The sequence below is a fragment of the Streptomyces sp. NPDC107528 genome (assembly GCF_055639295.1).
Genome location: NZ_JBVKAV010000009.1, coordinates 25,801 through 45,191, shown reverse-complemented (window position 1 = coordinate 45,191; position 19,391 = coordinate 25,801). Strand labels below are relative to the sequence as shown.

Sequence of the window (19,391 nt, the reverse complement as noted above, 5' to 3'; positions counted from 1 at the left end):
CTCGTGGGTGTCAGCCGCTGTGGACGCCGACTTCGTGGAGGGAGTAGCCCCAGTCGGTGCCTCGGTCCAGCCCCTGGACACGAACGTACCTGGCCGGTGTGCCGCTGAACCGGGCCGTGTCCAGGCCGCCGTCACCGGTTGTCGTGGACCAGGCGGTCTGCCAGTTCACTCCGTCGGTGGACAGCTCGATGCGGTACGACTTCGCGTAGGCGCGTTCCCAGTCCAGGGTGACCCGCTTGACCACGCGGGTGGAGCCGAGGTCGACCTTGTACCACTGGTCGTCGTTCCAGTCGCTCGCCCAGCGGGTGCCGCCGTCGCCGTCGACGGCCCGCCCCGGCTGGTAGCTCGTGAACAGGCCCCACTCCGAGGAGCTGGCGGACGCGCTCGCGCCGCGCGCGAGATTGACGCCGGCCTCGTGGTTCTCGGAGGCCGCCCAGGTGTCGAGGTAGGACTCGGCGCCCCGGAAGAGGTCGTCGACCACGTCCTGGCCGCCGACGCGGCGGATGTCCTCGATCCAGTCGGGGACAAGGCCGTAGTGGGCGGCGCCGTCGGTGTTCAGGTCCCAGGTGCGCTGACCGGTGGTCTGCCGGTCGATGACCGAGCCGCCGTCGGCGCTCTTGAAGGGGTACGTCACCTTGTTCGGGGCGTCCGCGCCGCGCGGGCCCGGCCAGCCGCCGACGCCGTTCATGTCGGTGCCGTAGCCGTAGCCGACGCCGTACTTGTCGCGCAGGGACTCGGTGCGCTTGGCCTCCGAGATGAAGCCGTCGGAGCCGTGCATGTACTGGGCGATGAAGCCGCCGAGGCCATAGACCCGCTCGGTCCAGTCCATGTCCATCCAGCTGTGGGAGGACAGGACGCCGGGGTAGGACGCGGACTCGAAGATGTCGAGCACCCGGCCTGCGGCCTTGACGCTCATGTGGTCGATCTCCAGCATCATGCCGCGGTTCATCATGCCCCGAACGGCGTACTCGCCGAGATTTGTGAGCCCTCTGACGTTGCACTGTGCGTCGGCGCTGTACGAGGGGACCTCCTCGCCCGCCGGGAGCTTCGCCTCGGCTGCGGCGGCCGCCGCGTTGCCGATGGGGTTGTCGTGCTGCGGACCCTTGCAGGTCTCGGTCTTCCAGTAGGTGCCGGTCGACAGCAACTGGCCGACGTTGATGGCCGTTCCGAGCGAGCCCGAGTCGAAGCGGACCCCGCACAGGGCGTTGTCGAACTTGTGGCACAGGAACATGCTGCGCACGCCCAGAGCATGAAGCTCGTCCAGGCCCTTGTCGATGTCCGCCTTGCTGCACTGCGCGATGTCGAGGATCTGCTTGCAGCCGAAGGGCTCGGAGGTCTCGACGCCGAGGATGACCGCCAGCTTGCCCTGTTCGATGACCTCACGGGCCTGCGCGCTGTCGGTGACGACGCGGAACCAGCCCTTGCCGGTGCCGCCGTACATCTTGTCGACGAAGGCCTGCATGTCGTACGTCAGCTTGGCCTGCAGCCGGATGGACGTCATCTCGTCGCAGCTGCGGTCCTTGAAGAAGTACACGGAACAGATCACGCCGTTGGTGACGAGGTCGTTGACCAGCACGCGCTGGCCGCCTCGCCAGGCCCGCTCGACCCAGGCGTAGTAGTTCTGCTGGTGGGTCAGAGAGTCGTGCGCGGGCCAGTCCTTGAAGGTGGGCCAGCCGTTCGGGTCGTGCTTGCCGTCACCGCCGTTGGTGATGAAGTCGAAGATCGCGAGCGAGCCGTCGGGGTAGTGCTCGGGGCAGTCCTTGAGTGCGTCCGCGACGCCGGCGTCGGAGAACGGCTTGCCGCAGATCAGGCGTCCGCCGAAGGCCTCGTTGGAGAAGATGTGGTCGTGCGCGTCGACGAAACCGCGCACTTCGCCCTGGGCGTTGGTCCCCTTGAACGGCTCTCCCGTGACGTTGACCTGGGAGTCCGGCGCCGGCCGTGCGGTCGGGTTCCACCAGTCGGTTCCGGCCGCCGAACTCGGCGTGGGGCCCAGCGCGATGGACAGCACGAAGAGGAGGAGCGACACCACGGTCACGTTCTTGCGTCGGCGGTACGGGCGTCCGGAACTGGTCACAGCCACGTCCCTCGGTCGGCGGGATCGCGCGGTCGACTGGTTGTCATGACCTCGCACAATGTGCGACGAGGATCGCCACTCCTGCTCAACGAGTCAAGAGTCCGGGACAGTTGACCTGATGAAGGGGCGTCGGCTCACTCCGGATGCGTGACCCGGATCTTGGACTGGCCGTGCGGGAGTTCCTCCCAGTCCGCCATGAAGCGGGCCCGCAAGCCGTGCTTCTCGGCCAGCGTCAGGAGGGTCTCGGTGCGGTAGTAGAAGTCCTCCCGAAGGACGTGGTGCTCCTGTCCTTCGGTGCGGTCGAAGGTGAAGTCGAACCAGCCGCCGGGCGCGAGCACCCGGCCCACGCTCGCCAGGCACTCATCGATGACCGGGAGCGGTGAGTGCGAGAAGACGCTGTGGGCGTGCACCACGTCGAAGTGGGCTTCGGGCAGGAAGTTCAGCTTAAGGTCGCGCACCGGGGTCAGCGTGGGCAGCCGCTGCTGCAGACCCATCGCCACGAGGGTGTCCTGCGCGGCGAAGAGGATGTCGGGCGAGATGTCGATGCCGTAGTAGTGGCCGGGCTCCAGATGGCGGATGAACCGCCAGCCTCCTCGCAGGTTGCCGCAGCCGATCTCCAGCATCCGGTGCTCGGGGCGCAGGCCGTGGCCGAGGAGGTAGTCGAACTGCATCGCCCCGAGCGCCAGCCAGCGCTCCCGGTTGTGGCTGCCGACCGCCGCGTCCGGGTCGGCCCGGGTGTCGGACCGCATCACGGCCCGGTAGTAGGACACGTGGTCCGGGTGGCGGCGGCGCAGCCACATGTCCCGGGCGGTGCGGACGAGATGGCGGGGCACGCGGTCGGGGTGGCGCAGGGCGTAGGTGAGACGGTGGCCGAGGGCGGAGCGGTCGGCGGTGAGGTTCTTGGCCGGCATGGGTGTGCCTCCCTGGTACGCGGTACCACCGAGGATGCTCAACGGGGCCGCACGGCGCCACAGGTGCGGGCAGTGGATGGAGGAGGGCCCATCGGGCTCACGCGTGAGGCTGCCGCGAAAGACTGGACCAATGTCACCGCATCCACCATGATGACGCCGCCATGACAACACTGCCGTCGGGATGGTGACCGTGCGCGGATCCTTGGTGAGGGCTACTCTCGCCGCCGTACTCCTCCTCGTCCCGCTCTCCTCCCTGCCCGAGACCGCGGCCGAGCAGCAGCCGGCTGCCGCCGAGGCCGTCGTCCCGCCCGCCGCCACGGCCGACGCGGAGGACTGGACGCCGCCGCTGAGCACGCGGGGGCGCTGGATCGTCGACGCGGACGGGGACCGTTTCAAGCTGCGGTCCGGCAACTGGCACGGTGCCAGCGGTACTTGGAACGGCTCGGGCGACCAGGCCGACGACGCGAGTCACCACGCCGGCGAGAACTCCGGCCGGATACCGCTCGGCCTGGACCGCGCCTCCGTGGCCGAGATCATCGCCGGGTTCCGCGAGATCGGGATCAACAGCGTCCGGCTCCCCTTCTCCAACGAGATGGTCCACGACAGCCGTCCCGTCACGGACGAATCCGTCGCCGCCAACCCCTCGCTGCGCGGCAGGACGCCGCTGGAGGTGTACGACGCGGTTGTGCGCGACCTCACGGCCGCCGGCCTCGCGGTGATCCTCAACAACCACACCAACACCACGCGTTGGTGCTGCGGAGTCGACGGCAACGAACGCTGGAACGCGAGCCGGTCCACCGGGGCCTGGGAGAGCGACTGGCTGTTCATGGCCCGCCGCTACCGGGACAACCCGCGCGTCGTCGGCGCCGACCTCTACAACGAGGTGCGCCGCAACGTCTGGGACGACCCCAATTGGGGCCTCGGGGACGACCACGACTGGTTCGCCGCCTCCCAGCGCGTCGGTGACCGCATTCTCGCGGAGGCCAATCCGAACCTGCTCATCGTCGTCGAGGGCATCAACTGGACCGGCATCCCCGTCGACGGCCTGCCGCACGAGCGCCCCACCATGGAGCCCGCCCGCCGCCTGTCCCACACCCTCGTCGACTCCGGCAAGCTCGTGTACTCCGCCCACTTCTACGACTACACCGGCCCGAACCACAGCGGCGCCACCGGAACGGGCGAGACCAGCGACCCCCGCTACCGCGACCTGAGTCCCGCCGAACTGATCGCGGTGCTCAATCGCCAGGCCTTCTTCGTGGCCGCCGAGCAGGACCAGCACTTCACGGCCCCCGTCTGGATCAGCGAGTTCGGCGTCGGGGGCCGCGACGAGACCGGGCAGAAACCGCGGGCCTGGTTCGAGAACTTCGTGGACCAACTGATCCGCACCGACGCCGACTTCGCCTACTGGCCGCTCGTCGGCTGGCACCAGGACCGCAAGGGCAACGGCTGGGCGCTGCTGCACTGGGATGCCGAAGGCCGCCGTATGGGCGTGTACGACGGCGACGACTGGCGGGCCGCCGCCTGGACGAGGCTCGTCGAGGCCGACGGCCGCACCGGGCCGGTGGCGCCGGTCGCCGAGTGGTCGATGCTGAGCCCCGACCACGGCGACTTCGTCCAGTCGCGGCGGATGCGGGCCCTGCCCGACTGGGACTCCGGCGCCCGCAAGGCCGCCTGCCCCGACGGACAGCGCCTGCTCGGCCTCGGCCACACGGGCAACCGGGGACTGTGCTCGGACGTGACGGCCGGCGCCCTGTGGGACCCGGCCGGCGGGCACGAGGTGGTCGTGGACGAGCGGTACGTCGCCGCGGGACGGGACTGGGCGTCCGGTTACACCAAACTCCAGTGCGCCGAGGGGCAGTTCCTGATCGGCTACAGCGTCCGCGGCGCGGCCGTCTCCGCCGCCCTGTGTGCCACCGCCCCGGCCGGGAGGCTCGGCGCGAGTGGCCGTACGGTCTGGTTCGACCGGGGCGACAACCGGGGGCCGGGCGCCAAGGGCGGCGACTTCGCGCAGGGGCACTACAAGGGCCAGTGCGCGGACGACGAGTACGCGGCCGGCATCGCCTACACCGGCCGGGTGGGGTCGGCCCGGACACCCGACGCGCTGTACTGCCGCAAACTGGGCTGATCGCCGCAGCCGGGGGATGCTGGAACCCGGATGCGGATCACCTGTGCTCTTGCCGTGCTCACCGCCGCGAACCTGCTGAACAACTGGCTCGCGCGGAGCCCAGCCATGTACGTGGTCATCTGCGTGGTCGCGACGGCCGTGCTACTGATGATCGCCCGCTGGGACGGCCTCACCGCGGCCGACCTGGGGCTGGACGCGGCGGGGGTGCGCCGGGGGCTGCGCTGGGCTCCCGTACTGGTGGCGATCGTCCTGCTGGTGCTGCTGGTCCTGCTCGCCGTTCCGGCCGGGCGCGAGGCCTTCCGGGACGGCAGGGCGGCGGATCTGTCCCTGGAGCGGATGCTGTGGGGAGCGCTGGTGCGGGTGCCCTTCGGGACCGTGCTGCTGGAGGAGACCGCCTTCCGGGGCGTGCTGTGGGCCATGATCCGGCGTCGGCACGGCACGGCGTGGGCCACGAGCGTGTCGTCGCTGCTGTTCGGGGTGTGGCACCTGATGCCGTCCCGTGGCATCAACCGCTCCAACGCCGCCGTCGGGTCCGTCTTCGGAGAAGGTCAGGCCGGCGTGGCACCGACGGTGGCCGCGGCGATCGTCGCCACGGCCCTCGCCGGGGTCGTCCTGTGCGAGCTGCGCCGCCGCTCGGGCAGTCTGCTGGCGCCGATGACCCTGCACTGGGCGGTCAACGGCTTCGGTTACGCGTTCGCCTGGGGAGCGGCCCGCTGGTGGCTCGACGGCTGAACGGTCAGAAGTTGATCATGTGACCGGCAAGGCCGTGCACAGCCTCCTTGACCGCCTCGCCGAGCGTCGGGTGCGCGTGGACGTTGCGGGCGACCTCGTGGACGGTGAGGTCCCATTGCTGGGCCAGGGTCAGTTCGGGCAGCAGTTCGGTGACGTCCGGGCCGATGAGGTGGCCGCCGAGCAGCTCGCCGTACTTGGCGTCGCTGATCAGCTTGACGAAGCCGGTCGCGTCGCCGAGGCCGTGCGACTTGCCGTTCGCGGTGAAGGGGAATTTCGCCACCTTGACGTCGTGGCCGAGCTCGCGCGCCTGTGCCTCGGTGTAGCCGAAGCTGGCGATCTGCGGCTGGCAGTAGGTGGCCCGCGGGATCATCACATAGTCCAGCTCCATCGTCTCGGCGTCCGCGATGGTCTCGGCGGCGATGATGCCCATGGCCTCGGCGGCGTGCGCGAGCATCAGCTTCGCCGTGACGTCGCCGATGGCGAAGATGTGCGGGACGGACGTACGGCAGCGCCCGTCGACGTCGATCGCGCCGCGCTCGGTGACGGTCACGCCGGTCTTGTCCAGGCCGTAGCCCTCGACGTTCGGCTGGAAGCCGATCGCCTGCAGCACCTTGTCGGCCTCCAGGACCTGCTGGCTGCCGTCCTTGCCGGTGACCGTGACGCGTACCTGCTCGCCGGACTCGTCGACGGCGTCGACGCGGGTGGAGGTCAGGACGTCGATGCCCAACTTGCGGTACTGCTTGGCGAGTTCGGCGGACACCTCGGCGTCCTCCAGCGGGGCCATCCGGTCCAGGAACTCGACGATCGTGACCTTCACGCCGTAGTTGTGCAGCACATAGGCGAACTCGACGCCGATCGCGCCGGCGCCCGCGATGATGATCGACTGCGGCAACTCCTCGGCCAGGATCTGCTCCTCGAAGGTCACCACACGCGCACTGCGCCGGGTGCCGGGCAGCAGCTTGGGCGTGGCGCCGGTGGCGATGATGCACTGCTCGAAACCGATGGTGCGGGTCTCGCCGTCGTAACCGGCCACCTGGAGGGTGTGCGGGTCGAGGAAAGTGCCGCGGCCGTCGATCTCGGTGATCTTGTTCTTCTTCATCAGGTAGTGGACGCCCTTGACCCGGCCGTCGGCGACCTTGCGGCTGCGGCGGAACGCCTCGCCGAAGTCGAAGGAGACCGTCCCGTCCACCTTGATGCCGAAGGTCTTCGCCTCGCGCGTGAAGATGTGCGCCAGTTCGGCGTTGCGCAGCAGGGCCTTGCTGGGAATACAGCCCACGTTCAGGCAGACGCCGCCCCAGTACTTCTCCTCCACGACCGCCACCCGCTTGCCCAGCTGGGCGGCGCGGATCGCGGCGACGTAGCCGCCGGGGCCCGCTCCGAGGACCACGACATCGAAGCGCTCGTCCTGCTCGACCATGGAGAGTTCCTTCCTGAGTACGACGTCCTGCTCTGCTGGGCCGGCCCTCGCCGGGCGAGGGCGTACGGCTTCTTCCAGCATGACCGCATCCACGGGGTTGTGTGGTGATGCGGGAGGGTGACGACGATCTCAGGTGGGGTGCGCTCGGGCGGTCGGGTCACTGCCCCCGCATGGTCAGCCGACGCACAGGAGGTTGAGCACGCACAGCTGCGCCGGCGAGGTCGCTTCCGGTGCGGGGCTCGTCGGTGACGTGGAGTTGCCGGAGTCGGAGCCGTCGGTGGGTGTCGGGGTCGGCGCCTGCTGCTCGGCCTCGGTGCCGCCACTGCCGCCACTGCCGCCACTGCCGCCACTGCCGCCGGAGTTCCCGCTGCCGGGATTCGCGGAGGCGTTCTGCGACTGCGGGGCCGACGTCGCCGCGGCACTCGGAGTGGCGGCAGCGTCCGGTCGGGTGAAGTCCCGAGTGGTGCGCGGGGCGGTGACGGACTCCCGGGCGGCGTTGGTCGGGGACGGCTTCGACGTGGCCGTGTCGGTGCGCGGGGCGTCGGGGGTGTCCGGCGGAGTGGACGCCGGGCGGGTGAGCTCGGTGTGCTGCTGCTCCGGGAGGGCGACGTTCGGGCGTTCCGGCGCGGTGGCCGCCTGCGCCTTGTCGCCGGCCCCACGGTCCAGCGCCGAGACGGTCAGGCCACCGCCGACCAGGGCGACTGCGGTCGCGACCACGGCCCGGCGCTGGTTCTTCTTCCAGCGGGCCCGCTGCCGACGCCGTGCCGCCCGGCCCTCGGGGACGACCGGTACACCGTCCACGTCACCGGACGGGGCCATGGGCGCCCTCACGTCCGGGTCGGCGGCCGGCGCCGCCTCGTCACGGAAGTAGCCGTCGTACCAGGTGTCGACCGCAGGGTTCTCCCGCGTCACCGCGCCCGGCGCCGCCGACACGGTGCGCCCCCCTGTCGTCGAGGGAGCGATGTCCGGGGCGTAGGCGCCGCATCCGGGGCACACGAGGGCCCCGTTGAGATGCCGGCGGCACGAGGAGCAGTAGTCCATCTGGGGTCTTCCTGGCTTGACTGCGCCATCGGCCCTGCTCGGCCGCGGCCTGGTCACGTTCGCCCGTGAGGTCGAACGGCCAGAACGCTAACGATCCTTTCAAAAGGCTGTGTGCATCCCGAGTGATACTCCTGCGCAGATCTTTCACGAAGTGTGTGTGTACCGTGACCTGCTCACAGGTCACAGCACCCCTCGCGACGCATCTGGCGGCTCACCTCCAGCCAGTCGTCCGCCGCCCGTCGCTCAATGGCGACGTCGAAGGCGTCCACCAGGTCCGCCTGCTCGTAGAGGACGCCGCCGCGCAGGACCGCCACCGTGCGGATCAGCGTGGCGAAGTCGGTGAACGGGTCGCCGTCCACGACGGTGAGATCGGCGAGCTTGCCCTCCTCCACCGTGCCCAGGTCGGCGTCGGCGCCGAAGACCCGCGCGGGCAGCAGGGTCGCGGTACGCAGCGCCTCGGCCGGTGACATGCCGGCGCGGTGCAGGGCGCGCAGGGCCAGGTGCAGATGCAGCCCGACCGGGACGATGGGCTGGTCGGTGCCGAGCGCGATCAGGCCGCCCTTGGCGAGGACGCGCCGGTAGATGTCCATCTCCCGCCCCAGCGTGGCCAGTTGGGCTTCGCTGGGCGGCTGCCCGGCCTGTTGTCGGACCAGCGCGGTGTCCCAGGGCGGCATGAGGGCGGTGACGCGCGGGTCGTCCGCGAGCGCGGAGTCCGCGCCCAGCAGGGCGAGTGCCGTGAACGGCGTGGCGACGAGGTGGAAGTCGGTCGCGGTGTAGATCTCCTCGACGTCCTCGCAGGCCCGGCCCCCGGCGGTCGTCGCGTGGCCGAACTCCAGCCGCTGGGTCGCCTGCAAATGCGTCGTCAGGTCCTGGCCCAGCTGTACGCCGGGGCTGCACAGATGACTTCCGCTGCGCACCCCCAGCCGCTCGTGGCCGAAGTCCGCAGCCTCCTTCATCACCCACCCGGGAGCCCGTACGTACGTCTTCACGAAGTCCCAGTCCAGCGCGGCACCCCGCGCCAGCGACCGGTGCAGGCCCTCGCGGGTGCGGTGGGCGCGGCCCATGCTGTAGGCGACGCGTGCCCCGTCGAGCAGCTCACCGGTGGTCAGCAGCCGGGGCCCCGCGAGGACACCGGCGGCGACCGCCTCCCGGATGCGGGCCTGCTCGTAGGCGAAGCCGCCCAGCGAGACGGCCGTCGTGATGCCGTACGCGAGTTGCAGGGCGGTCTGGCGGCCACCGTACGTGGTCTGCCAGGGGTGGGTGTGCGCGTCCCACAGGCCGGGGAGCACGGTGCGGTCGCTCGCGTCGACGCGGCGTTCGGCTGGGCGGCCCGCGCGGTGCGGGGACACGTCCGCGACACGGCCGTCACGGATCACGACGTCGACGTTCTCGCGGACGTCCGTTCCGGTGCCGTCCCAGAGGCGGCCCGCGTGCACCACGGTGTCCGCCGGGCGCGGTCTGCGGTAGTCGAGCGGGACGCGGACGGTACGGGTTCTGCTGCTGCGGATGTCGGTCAGGCGCAGGGTGCCCGCGGAGAGATAGAGCAGGGTGCGGGCGTCGGCGGACCAGGACGGGTGGTCGGCCGGTTCGGTGGTGAGCCGGCGCGGCTCGCCGTCCGGGGTGCCGTCGGCGCGGACCGGCAGCAGCCACAGCGCCGACTCCGCCACCACGGCCATCCAGCGGCCGTCCGGCGACCAGACGGGGCCCGAGTCGTAGCGGTCGGAGAGCGAGGTGTGCGGGGCGAAGGCGTGCAGTTCTGCCGTGCCGGTGGTCGTGTCGACGACGCGGATGAGGTTGTAGCCCTCACGGAACCGCTGGTTGAGGCGGTTGCGGTCGCACAGCGCCACATACCGGCCGTCCGGCGACCAGCTGGGGCGGCCGGGCAGCCCACCCGCTCCCAGCGGGGCGGCGAGGACGCATTCGGCTCCTTCGGGCAGGTCGCGCACGACGAGGTTGCCGGACATGTCCAGGCAGGCCAGCCGCGTCCCGTCGGGCGAGAGCGCGGGAAAGACGCGACCGCCCTCCGCGAGGACGGCCTCCTCGCCGGAGCCGAGGTCCCGGCGCCGTACCGCGAACAGTCCGTCACGGTCGTCGGCGTACACCAGCGCCGTGCCGTCGGGCGTCCAGGTCGGCGCCAGCACATAGCGGGTGGCGGGGACTTGCAGGACCTTGCGGGGTGCCCGGCCGCCGGTCGTCCGGGCGGTCCACAGCGCGTTGAGCGCCGCGAAGGCGACGCTACGGCCGTCCGGCGACAGGGCGGGCAGGTGGAGCGCGCGGACGGGACGGGCGCCGGCGCCCTCGAAGTCGTACGCCTTGCCCCGGTAGCGGGGCCGGTCCACGGGCAGCGTGGCGGTGAACGGGATCTCCTCGCCGTCGCCCGGCGCGTCCGGGTCGACCAGGCGGAAGTGTCCGTCGACGTTGAGGAGCAGTCGGTCAGCGTCCGTCCAGCGGGGCGGGGCGGGAAGGATGTCGCCCCGCACGGCGACCGGTGCTCCGTCCACGACGAGGGTGCAGGACGCGGCGGGCGAGGCCGTGGTGCGCAGGTGGGCCAGGCGCCCGGTGGGCGACACGGCGGGGGTCATGAGCTGGGCGCCGGAGTCGTCGGTGTGCTCGGTGGTGACCGGGCCCGTGCCGTCGGCGGCCACCGCGGCGATCGTGGTCGCGCGCAGGGTGCCGGTCTCGGTGACGACGGCCCGCACGAACAGCATTCGTTGCCCGTCGGGCGACCATGTGGGGTCGAAGTCCTCCCAGCGGGCGTCCTGCCCGGGGCCCTGCTGGTCGGGCCGCCCGGTGAGCCGGGTCAGCCTGCCGGTGCGCACGTCCACGGTCCAGATGCGGTACGGAGAGCCGGTCACGGTGTCGCCGCCGCGCTCGGAGGCGAACGCGATCCGGGTGCCGTCCGGCGACCAGGCCGGGCCCCGGTCGTCCCACGGCCCGTCGGTGAGCTGCCGCAGCCCGGTGCCGTCGGGCCGCAGCGTCCAGAGGTGGAAGCCTCCGCCGCGGTAGGCGCAGACGGCGAGTCGGCTGCCGTCGGGCGAGAACTGCGGGCGGGTGGGTTCGAGGCCGGGCGGCGTGAGCGGGACGGCGGTGCCGCCCTTGCGCGGGATGGACCAGAGCACGTTCTGCACCTCGGCGACCAGGCGGTCACCGGACGGGGCGAGGGTCGCGGAGCCACCCGTGGCGGCGGTGAAGGAGAGGGTGGTCGCGGCGGAGGATGCAGCCAAGGCGGGTGTACTCACAGGGGGGAGCGCAGAACCGGTGACGGCTGCGGTGGCGGTTGCGGTGGCCTGGAGGAATCTGCGGCGGGAGAGCGGGCCGAGGCGGAGTGCGGCTGCGGTGTCTTCGGGGTCCAAGGGAGCTCCCAGAGCGCGGAGTTGGGGTACCGGACAGGAGAGACCACTGGTGGCAACGTACGGGGCGAATCCCGGTTACGGGCCTGACCCGGCGTTTCTCGGCCGTTTTCGGCCACCCGAGGCACCCGTTTCGGCTAGACCGGGAAGAGCAGTTGCACGGCGACGAGTACGTCGACGACTCCGCACCATTCGGCGAACGTACGCGAGACGACCTTGTCGAGCCGCAGGTGCACGAAGTCCCAGACACCGTGGCAGAGCCAGCCGGCCGCCACCAGGTACCGCCCCAGGTCCGGATCCACCGCCAGCCCCGCCAGCGCCAGCCCGCAGAACAGGACGGCACCCATGGCCTGCACCCCGAACGTGGCCCGCCCGTGGGGAGTTCCGCAAAGGGCGCCCCGGACGAGGACGGCCAGCGCGAGGGCGACCAGGGTCGTGGACGGCGCGACCACGTCCTGGGAAGCGAGGGCGAATACCGCCACCAGCCCGGCCCCCAGCACCGGCCAGGTGGCCTGCGGCCTGCCGATCTGGTGGACGACCAGATAGATCAGCGGCAGCAACGGCAGGGTCTCGGCGAACCCTCCGACGGCGTCGGCCACGTCCTGCGAGCCGGATGCGATCACGTTGAGGGCGACGACCGCGGCGGCCAGTGCGGTCGGCCAGCGCCGCCTGAGCGCCGCGGTCGGGTGCGGCCGTGCAGCGGTCGCGTGAGGGGTGCGTGCCTGCATGACGGGCTCTCTTTCGGTACCAGGGCGGGGTATCGGCTTCATCCGCTGCCGACGCCCTCAGCCTCCGCCGCGACGAAGCCCGCCAGTAGTGCCGTATCCCGGTGCGCTCACGTGGCGTTGTCACGTCCTCGGATGACATTTGTCATGGGGACCGCCTGGGCCACAATGACCGGGTGGGGGACGGGGAGTTCGATCGCGAGGCGGCGGGGCTTACGGGCTTCCGTCGCTACACCTGGTGGGCCGTGCCGGGTATGACCGCGTGCGTCCTGGCCCTCTTCGTCGGCGAGTGGGTCCTCGACGGCGATGTCCCCCTGTGGGCCCGCGCGCCGGCCGCTGCCGCCCTCGTGGTCGAGGTGTGGGCGAGCGTCGCCCTGCTGAGCCGACGGCTTGCGCTCCTGCCGGTCACGGCCGCGCAGCCCGGCGGACCGCCCCCGGGCCTGCTGACCGCCGCGGTCGGGGCGGGAGTCGTGCTCGCGGCGCTGCCCTTGTCCGTGCGCAACTACGGGCTGTGGCCGGTGGCGCCCGCGCTGGTGGTCGCGATCGTGGCGACGTACCTCCCGCCGCGCCACAGGCGGCTGCTCGTCGGGGGCGCCGTGGTCCTCGCCCTGCTCCCCGGCAGCCTCGTCAGCCTTGCCGGGGGCGACGGGGAGTCGGCGTACGCGGCCCTGTTCCCGGCGGGGCTGGTCGCCTTCACCGCATGGGTGACGCTCGGCCCGCTGTGGGCCTGGGACACGGCACGGCGGCTCGACGCGGCACGACGGCTGGAGGCGGAGCTGGCGGTCAAGGAGGAACGGCTGCGGTTCGCCGCCGACCTGCACGACATCCAGGGTCACCATCTCCAAGTGATCGCCCTGAAGAGCGAGTTGGCGGAGCGGCTCGTCGAGCGGGATCCGGCGCGGGCCACCACGGAGATGAAGGAGATACGGCAGCTGGCGGCGGACGCCCTCAGCGACACCCGGGCGGTGGTGCGGGGTTACCGCCGTACGACCCTGGACGACGAGATCGCCAACGCGACCCGGGTGCTGGCCGCCGCCGGCATCGACGCGAGGATGACGCTCGCCCCCGATGCCGTCGCCACCGACCTCGCCGAATCCGCCCGGCACCTCCTCGGGCTGGTGATGCGGGAGGCCACCACCAACGCGCTCCGGCACAGCCGGGCCAGGCACGCCGAGGTCGACTACCGCATCGCCGACGGCCACGCCCGTCTGCGCGTACGCAACGACGGTGCCGACGAGCATCCGACGGCGCTGGACGGTACGGGGCTGCGCGGCCTCGCCGAGCGGCTGGAGGCGGCCGGTGGCGAGCTGACCTGGCAGCACGACGGCGATCGCTTCGTGGTCGAGGCCGCGCTGCCGACGTGCTCGCCGGACCCCGTGGACGGAGCCGCCCCATGATCCGCCTGCTGATCGCCGACGACGAGGACCTCCTCAGAAGCGCCCTGGCCGCCCTGCTCGCGCTGGAACACGACCTCACCGTGGTCGCTGAGGCGTCCACGTCCACCGAGGCGGTGCGGCTGGCCCGCGAGCAGCGGCCCGACATCGCCGTACTCGACCTGGAGATGCCGCCGGCCGACGGGCTGCGCGCCGCCGAGGAGATCCGGGCCGAACTGCCCACGCAGATCGTCCTGGTGACACGGCACGCGCGGCCGGCCGTGCTGCGCCGGGCCCTGGCCGCAGGTGTCCGCGGCTTCGTGCCCAAGACGACCCCGGCGGGCAGGCTGGCCGAGATCATCCGGGACATCGCCGCCGGACGCCGCTATGTGGACCCGGACATCGCCGCCTCCGCGCTGACCGAGGACGACTGCCCCCTCACCGCCCGCGAACTGGAGGTCCTGCGCGTCGCCCGCACCGGCGCCTCGATCGCCGAGATCGCCGACGCCGTCCACCTGGCCCCCGGCACGGTCCGCAACTACCTCTCCGCGGCCATGGCCAAGCTGGGCACCCCGACCCGGCATGCGGCCGCGCACCGCGCCTGGGAACAGGGCTGGATCTGACCCTGCAACCCTGGCGGGGCTTCACGGCGCTCCTGGCGCCCGCTTCTTCGGTACCGCGACAGTGCCTGATGCGACAGTGCCGGATGCGGCGGCGGCGAGGAGGCGGCGGAAGGTGGGGCATTCCATGTGAGTCGGAGCGGGGCACGCCGCGGCGTGCCGCAGGGAGTCCCGCAGGACGCCCAGTTCACGGATCCTTGTGTCCAGCTCCTCCGCCTTGGCCGAGAGCGTCTGCCGGTCGATGCGCGGTTGGCCGTCCGGCGTGAACATGCGTGCGATCTCGTCGAGCGAGAACCCGGCGGTGCGCCCCAGCGCGATCAGCGCCAGGCGTTCCAGTACGCCAGAATCGTACTGTCGGCGCAGGCCGCGCCTGCCGATCGAGGCGATCAGCCCCTTTTCCTCGTAGAACCGCAGCGTGGAGGCGGGAACCCCGGCGCGCTGCGCCACCTCGGCGATGTCCAGGTCCGTCATCCGCTTGACCTCAAGTCGACTTGAAGTAGCACGCTGTCACCCCGACCCGATGAACGCAAGCGCTGGGAGGCGACCATGAACGTCAGGCGCAGGACCGATGACGAACAGGCGGCCCGTTGGAGCGGGGCCAGTGGCAACGCCTGGGTCGACACGCAGGCGTTGCTGGACGACATGCTCCGGCCGTTCGAAGAGCTGCTCATCGGGGCGATGCCCGCCGGACAGGCCGGGCAGGTGCTCGACGTCGGCTGCGGTACCGGTGGCACGACGGTGGCCGTGGCGCGGCTGCTGGGTCCGGCGGGTCGCTGCGTCGGCATCGACATTTCCGAACCGATGATCACCGCCGCACGGGCGCGCGCCGAGCGGGAGGGCCCGCCGGTGTCCTTCATCCAGGCCGACGCGCAGGAGTATGCCTTCGAACCCGCCACCTTCGACGCCGTCATCTCCCGCTTCGGCGTCATGTTCTTCAACGACCCCGTCCGGGCCTTCGCGAACCTGCGGGGCGCCGCCAAGGACGGGGCCGCGCTCCGGTTCGTGGTCTGGCGCGGCCCCGCCGAGAATCCGTTCATGACGACGGCCGAGCGCGCCGCGGCGCCGCTCCTGCCGAACCTCCCCGCGCGCCGGCCTGACGAGCCGGGGCAGTTCGCCTTCGCCGACTCGGACCGGCTCCGGCGCATCCTGACGGAGAGCGGGTGGGCCGGGATCGACATCCGGCCGGTCGAAGTGCCCTGCACGCTGCCCGAACGGGAGCTGGTCCGGTACTTCACCCGCCTCGGTCCGGTCGGCCAGGTGCTGCACGAGGCGGACGAACAGACCCGCGCAAGGGTCGTCGAGACCGTTCGCGCCGCCTTCGACAGCTTTGTGCAGGGCACGGAGGTCCGTTTCACGTCGGCCTGTTGGATGGTCAGCGCCACGGCGACATCCCCGTCGCCGTCGCCTGGCTCGCCTGCCTCGCCTGCCTCGCCGTAACGAAACTTTCGCAGAATCCGGCGACTCTTTCCGAGGGGCCGGAGCCCGGCGCATAGTGATGTCGCTGTGCTCCGGCCTCACGAAGGGACGAGATGACGCGGAAGAAAGGCCCTGGTGGTCCGGGGCGGCTGGGAGGGGCACGACCCTGTCCGGGCCACGGAGTTGTTCCTGCCGTTCCTGCGGAGCAACGGATACGCCGTCCGGATCGAGGAGTCGCCCGACGTCTACGCCGACGACGCCGAGATGGCCGGCACCGATCTCGTCGTGCAGTGCGTCACGATGTCGCAGATCAGCGCCGAGCAGCTGGCCGGACTGAGCGCGGCGGTCGTGGCCGGTACGGGCTTCACCGGCTGGCACGGCGGCATCGCCGACTCGTTCCGCGCCTCCTCCGACTATCTCCATCTGGTGGGCGGGCAGTTCGCGACCCATCCGGGCAAGGAGCCGTGTGAGCGCCGGGGAGTTCAGGAGGACAACTACCTGCCGCATGTCGTCACCATCACGGAGCTGGGCCGCGGGCACCCCGTCACGGCCGGCATCGAGGACTTCGAACTGCACACCGAGCAGTACTGGGTGCTCCACGACGACCTGATCGACGTCCTGGCCACCACCACCCATCCCGCCCGCCCTTGGCAGCCGTGGCAACGCCCCGTCACCTCGCCGGCGATCTGGACCCGGCAGTGGGGTGCCGGGCGCGTCCTGGTGACGACTCCGGGGCACAGCCTCGACGTGCTGGAGGACCCGAACGTCCGCACCGTCATCGAGAGGGGCATGCTGTGGGCGACGCGCACCGCGTCGGCGTCGTAGGACTCGGCGTCATCTCCCGCGCTTACCTGGACACACTCGTCGGCCATCCGGCCGTGCGCGTCACCGCGGTCGCCGACCTCGACGCCTCCCGGTCGGCTGCGGTCGCCGCCGCGGTACCCGGCGTCGAGGCGCTGACCGTCGAGGAGTTGCTGAGCAGCCCGGACGTGGACACGGTGCTGAATCTCACCGTCCCCGCGGCGCACGCCGAGATCGCCCTCGGCGCCATCGGCCACGGGAAGAACGTCTACGGGGAGAAACCACTGGCCGCCGGCCTCGCCGAGGCGCACACCGTTATGGCGGCCGCCGCGAAGGCGGGGGTCGGTGTGGGATGCGCGCCGGACACGGTCCTCGGCACCGGCATCCAGACGGCGCGCGCGGCCGTGGCGGCGGGCCGCGTCGGACGCCCCCAGTTCGCCACGGCCGTCATGATCACACCGGGGCACGAACGCTGGCATCCTCACCCCGACTTCTACTACACGGCGGGGGGCGGCCCTCTGCTGGACATGGGGCCGTACTACCTCTCGTCCCTGATCCATCTGCTGGGTCCCGTGCGTGCGGTGATCGGGGCGGCCGGACGGCTGCGTGCCGAGCGCGTCATCGGCTCGGGCCCACGCGCGGGCGAGCGGATCCCGGTGGAGGTGGACAGTCACGTCTCCGGCGTACTGGAGCACGTCGGCGGGACCCTCACGACGATCACGACGAGCTTCGACGGCGTGGCCACCACCGCCACGCCGATCGAGGTCCACGGCGAGACGGGGACCCTCGCGGTTCCGGACCCGAACCGCTTCGACGGCGATGTGCGGCTCTTCGAACTCGGCGACGACCAGTGGCGCGACCTCCCGCCCTCGGCCGGTTACGCCGACGGCGCCCGGGGCGTCGGTCTGCTCGACTTCATCGCCGGGGACGCGCAGCGGGCTCCCCGCGCCAACGGCGACATCGCACTGCACGTGCTGGAGACGATGAGCGCCCTGCTCCGTTCGTCGGCCGAGGGGCGCCGCATCGAGCTGACCACCTCGGCGGAGCCCCCGGTTCCCGTCCCCCTGACGGCAGCGGAGGAGTGGAGAGCGGCGGAGAGGGACGCCGGCTGAACCGCGTCGCGGTGCACGGGGAGGGTCAGTCCACGGGCCAGGTGTGCGCGGCGGCGTTGAGATGCATGTAGTCCATGTACGCCGTGGTCATCAGCCGCAGGGCCTCCCTCCGGTCGGAGACACCGGCCTTCTCCAGCTGGTGGACCGTCTCCGCCTGCCACAGGGCGCCGTTGCGTGCGGTGATGCAGCGCTGCTCGACGATGCCCAGCAGGGGTTCGCGCCACGCCGCGTCCAGGCCGGCCAGTTCGAGGCCACGATGGGCCAGGGGCAACAGGCGCCGCAACACCAGTTCCACGACCGGCACTTCGCCGATGCCGGGCCAGTACAGGCGGGCGTCGATGCCGTCGCGGGCCGCGGTGTGGAGGTTCTCCTCGGCGACCGCGAACGACATCCGCGTCCAGATCGGCCGGTCCTCGTCGACGAGGGCGCGGGTCAGGCCGTAGTAGAAGGCGCCGTTGGCGATGATGTCGGCCACCGTGGGCCCGGCCGGCAGGACCCGGTTCTCGATGCGCAGATGCGGACCGCTGTCGGTGACCGCGTAGATCGGACGGTTCCAGCGGTAGATCGTGCCGTTGTGCAGCGTGAGTTCGCCCAGTTCCGGCGCACCGCCGTGGTTGAGGGCGTGCTGCGGGTCCTCGTCGTCGCACAGCGGCAGGAGGGCCGGGAAGTAGCGCACGTTCTCCTCGAACAGGTCGAAGACGCTGGTGATCCAGCGCTCCCCGAACCACACCCGGGGCCGCACGCCCTGGGCCTTGATCTCCTGCGGGCGGGTGTCGGTGGCCTGCTCGAACAGGGGGATACGGGTCTCGCGCCACAGCTCCCGGCCGAAGAGGTACGGCGAGTTCGCCGCCAGCGCGATCTGCACGCCCGCGACGGCCTGGGCCGCGTTCCAGTAGGCCGCGAACTCCTTAGGTGCGACCTGAAGGTGGAACTGGGTGCTGGTGCAGGCCGCCTCGGGGGTGATGGTGTCGGCGTAGGTCGCCAGGCGCTCCACGCCGTCCACCGTGATCCGCAGGTCCTCGCCGCGAGCCGCGAAGATCTGCTCGTTGAGCAGCTGGTACCGCGGATCGCCGGACAGGGCCCGCTCGCCCACGTCCGTCTCCCCCAGCGTCGGCAGAATGCCGATCATGATCAGGTGGGCGCCCACGGCCGAGGCGCGGTCCTCCGCGTGGTTGAGCGCGTCACGGATCGCCTGCTCCCAGGCACCGGGGCCACCGGTGGTCAGCTCCCTGGGCGGAATGTTGATCTCCAGGTTGAAGCGGCCCAGCTCGCTCGACCAGGCGGGGTCGGCGATCGCCTGGAGCACGTCGGTGTTGCGCATCGCCGGCAGCCCGTCGTCGTCCACCAGGTTGAGCTCGATCTCCAGCCCGACCTGGGGCCGCTCGCTCTCGAAGGTCGACTCGCGCAGCATCTGCGCCAGCACATCGAGGCAGGTGTGCATCTTCTCCCGGTACCGACGGCGATCCTCCCGCGTGAACACCAGGGCCGGCACGTCCCGTCCCATGTGCCCTCCCGAGTTCCCTCGGCGGATAGCTCTGGTCATAGCGTCGCACTTCGGGCGGCGGCGGGACAGTCAGGGCACCGACCTGGTCCGGCCCCCTCCCCTTTCCCCCCTTGTCGGCACGCTCGATTCCCTCTTGTCGTCACCCCCGGCCCCGCTTAGCCTGAGTTTGTGCCGCAAATAAACAAAGCCC

15 protein-coding genes are annotated in these 19,391 nt (G+C 71.5%); 7 read left to right on the top strand and 8 right to left on the bottom strand.

Annotated elements, in window-relative coordinates; genetic code table 11:
* Window positions 1-10: 10 nt before the first annotated feature.
* On the bottom strand, window positions 11-2,074 hold the full coding sequence (locus ACZ7L5_RS27300) for a galactose-binding domain-containing protein (RefSeq protein WP_471519559.1): 2,064 nt from the start codon (window positions 2,072-2,074) through the stop codon (window positions 11-13).
* A gap of 134 nt (window positions 2,075-2,208) precedes the next feature.
* A complete protein-coding gene (locus ACZ7L5_RS27295) occupies window positions 2,209-2,985 on the bottom strand; it encodes a class I SAM-dependent methyltransferase (RefSeq protein ID WP_471519558.1) in 777 nt (258 codons plus the stop codon).
* 181 nt (window positions 2,986-3,166) lie between these two features.
* Here ACZ7L5_RS27295 and ACZ7L5_RS27290 point away from each other — a divergent pair, with 181 nt between their 5' ends.
* Window positions 3,167-5,110: a glycoside hydrolase family 5 protein gene (locus ACZ7L5_RS27290; protein WP_471519557.1), complete on the top strand. Its 1,944-nt coding sequence runs from the start codon at window positions 3,167-3,169 to the stop codon at window positions 5,108-5,110.
* 30 nt (window positions 5,111-5,140) lie between these two features.
* Window positions 5,141-5,842, top strand: a complete 702-nt coding sequence (locus ACZ7L5_RS27285) for a lysostaphin resistance A-like protein (RefSeq protein ID WP_471519556.1) — start codon at window positions 5,141-5,143, stop codon at window positions 5,840-5,842.
* 4 nt (window positions 5,843-5,846) lie between these two features.
* Here the strand turns inward: ACZ7L5_RS27285 and lpdA are convergent, their stop codons facing one another.
* From lpdA to ACZ7L5_RS27265, 4 genes are all read right to left on the bottom strand, one after another.
* Window positions 5,847-7,259, bottom strand: coding sequence for a dihydrolipoyl dehydrogenase (gene lpdA, locus ACZ7L5_RS27280; protein WP_471519555.1), 1,413 nt, complete (start codon window positions 7,257-7,259; stop codon window positions 5,847-5,849).
* Window positions 7,260-7,433: 174 nt separating this feature from the next.
* Window positions 7,434-8,300, bottom strand: coding sequence for an SCO2400 family protein (locus ACZ7L5_RS27275; RefSeq protein WP_471519554.1), 867 nt, complete (start codon window positions 8,298-8,300; stop codon window positions 7,434-7,436).
* Window positions 8,301-8,473: 173 nt separating this feature from the next.
* Entirely contained in the window at window positions 8,474-11,653 is a 3,180-nt protein-coding gene (locus ACZ7L5_RS27270; RefSeq protein WP_471519553.1) for an amidohydrolase family protein, read from the bottom strand.
* Window positions 11,654-11,787: 134 nt separating this feature from the next.
* The gene (locus tag ACZ7L5_RS27265; RefSeq protein ID WP_471519552.1) at window positions 11,788-12,378 is read right to left on the bottom strand and encodes a hypothetical protein; all 591 of its coding nucleotides are present in this window, start codon (window positions 12,376-12,378) and stop codon (window positions 11,788-11,790) included.
* Between the two features lie 173 nt (window positions 12,379-12,551).
* Between ACZ7L5_RS27265 and ACZ7L5_RS27260 the strand changes: the two genes are divergently transcribed.
* Both ACZ7L5_RS27260 and ACZ7L5_RS27255 read left to right on the top strand, forming a co-directional pair.
* Window positions 12,552-13,772, top strand: a complete 1,221-nt coding sequence (locus tag ACZ7L5_RS27260; RefSeq protein ID WP_471519551.1) for a sensor histidine kinase — start codon at window positions 12,552-12,554, stop codon at window positions 13,770-13,772.
* Window positions 13,769-14,371, top strand: a complete 603-nt coding sequence (locus ACZ7L5_RS27255) for a response regulator transcription factor (RefSeq protein WP_471519550.1) — start codon at window positions 13,769-13,771, stop codon at window positions 14,369-14,371. Before ACZ7L5_RS27260 ends, ACZ7L5_RS27255 begins: the two co-directional genes overlap by 4 nt.
* Before the next feature lie 21 nt (window positions 14,372-14,392).
* Here ACZ7L5_RS27255 and ACZ7L5_RS27250 read toward each other — a convergent pair whose 3' ends face one another.
* The gene (locus ACZ7L5_RS27250; protein ID WP_471519549.1) at window positions 14,393-14,839 is read right to left on the bottom strand and encodes a helix-turn-helix domain-containing protein; all 447 of its coding nucleotides are present in this window, start codon (window positions 14,837-14,839) and stop codon (window positions 14,393-14,395) included.
* A gap of 75 nt (window positions 14,840-14,914) precedes the next feature.
* Here ACZ7L5_RS27250 and ACZ7L5_RS27245 point away from each other — a divergent pair, with 75 nt between their 5' ends.
* The 3 genes from ACZ7L5_RS27245 (at window position 14,915) to ACZ7L5_RS27235 (ending at window position 17,697) form a co-directional block, all read left to right on the top strand.
* Window positions 14,915-15,805 carry a class I SAM-dependent methyltransferase gene (locus ACZ7L5_RS27245; RefSeq protein WP_471519548.1) on the top strand — a complete coding sequence of 297 codons (891 nt, stop codon included), beginning with the start codon at window positions 14,915-14,917 and terminating at the stop codon, window positions 15,803-15,805.
* Window positions 15,806-15,919: 114 nt separating this feature from the next.
* Window positions 15,920-16,609, top strand: coding sequence for a ThuA domain-containing protein (locus ACZ7L5_RS27240; RefSeq protein ID WP_471519547.1), 690 nt, complete (start codon window positions 15,920-15,922; stop codon window positions 16,607-16,609).
* The gene (locus ACZ7L5_RS27235; protein WP_471519546.1) at window positions 16,579-17,697 is read left to right on the top strand and encodes a Gfo/Idh/MocA family protein; all 1,119 of its coding nucleotides are present in this window, start codon (window positions 16,579-16,581) and stop codon (window positions 17,695-17,697) included. Before ACZ7L5_RS27240 ends, ACZ7L5_RS27235 begins: the two co-directional genes overlap by 31 nt.
* A 25-nt stretch (window positions 17,698-17,722) precedes the next feature.
* Here the strand turns inward: ACZ7L5_RS27235 and ACZ7L5_RS27230 are convergent, their stop codons facing one another.
* Complete coding sequence (locus ACZ7L5_RS27230; RefSeq protein WP_471519545.1) at window positions 17,723-19,201, bottom strand: glutamate-cysteine ligase family protein; 1,479 nt, start codon at window positions 19,199-19,201, stop codon at window positions 17,723-17,725.
* Window positions 19,202-19,391: the final 190 nt, after the last annotated feature.

Excerpts from the sequence above, each read along its gene's own strand:
- ACZ7L5_RS27295 (WP_471519558.1), bottom strand. The coding sequence starts at position 2,985 with ATGCCGGCCAAGAACCTCACCGCCGACCGCTCCGCCCTCGGCCACCGT.
- ACZ7L5_RS27290 (WP_471519557.1), top strand. The coding sequence starts at position 3,167 with ATGGTGACCGTGCGCGGATCCTTGGTGAGGGCTACTCTCGCCGCCGTA.
- ACZ7L5_RS27285 (WP_471519556.1), top strand. The coding sequence starts at position 5,141 with ATGCGGATCACCTGTGCTCTTGCCGTGCTCACCGCCGCGAACCTGCTG.
- lpdA (WP_471519555.1), bottom strand. The coding sequence starts at position 7,259 with ATGGTCGAGCAGGACGAGCGCTTCGATGTCGTGGTCCTCGGAGCGGGC.
- ACZ7L5_RS27275 (WP_471519554.1), bottom strand. The coding sequence starts at position 8,300 with ATGGACTACTGCTCCTCGTGCCGCCGGCATCTCAACGGGGCCCTCGTG.
- ACZ7L5_RS27265 (WP_471519552.1), bottom strand. The coding sequence starts at position 12,378 with ATGCAGGCACGCACCCCTCACGCGACCGCTGCACGGCCGCACCCGACC.
- ACZ7L5_RS27255 (WP_471519550.1), top strand. The coding sequence starts at position 13,769 with ATGATCCGCCTGCTGATCGCCGACGACGAGGACCTCCTCAGAAGCGCC.
- ACZ7L5_RS27250 (WP_471519549.1), bottom strand. The coding sequence starts at position 14,839 with ATGACGGACCTGGACATCGCCGAGGTGGCGCAGCGCGCCGGGGTTCCC.
- ACZ7L5_RS27245 (WP_471519548.1), top strand. The coding sequence starts at position 14,915 with ATGAACGTCAGGCGCAGGACCGATGACGAACAGGCGGCCCGTTGGAGC.
- ACZ7L5_RS27230 (WP_471519545.1), bottom strand. The coding sequence starts at position 19,201 with ATGGGACGGGACGTGCCGGCCCTGGTGTTCACGCGGGAGGATCGCCGT.